General features: G+C 45.9%; 1 rRNA gene. It reads right to left on the bottom strand.

Annotation, left to right across the window (positions count from 1 at the left end):
- Nucleotides 1-159 precede the first annotated feature (159 nt).
- A 16S ribosomal RNA gene (locus H5202_RS23870) occupies nucleotides 160-220 on the bottom strand; the annotation flags it as partial.

Genomic DNA, 220 nt, shown 5'->3' with positions numbered 1-220 from the left:
ATGCGCCTTTAGTTAGTACTATCAGCTTTCCAAATTGTTAAAGAACAACACTAGCCGGCTTGCGGCGTGTTTCACTCTACTTCCGAAGAAGTTAACAAGTAATCTGTGTGAACACTCACATGCATCTCTGCACTTTAGGTATTGAGTTAGTCGTATAGGTAAGGAGGTGATCCAGCCCCAGGTTCCCCTAGGGCTACCTTGTTACGACTTCACCCCAGTC

The sequence above is a fragment of the Shewanella sp. SG41-4 genome (genome assembly GCF_014164505.1).
Classification (GTDB): domain Bacteria; phylum Pseudomonadota; class Gammaproteobacteria; order Enterobacterales; family Shewanellaceae; genus Shewanella.
The sequence above is the reverse complement of the archived record's forward strand: the minus strand, read 5'-3'. Positions and strand labels throughout refer to the sequence as shown.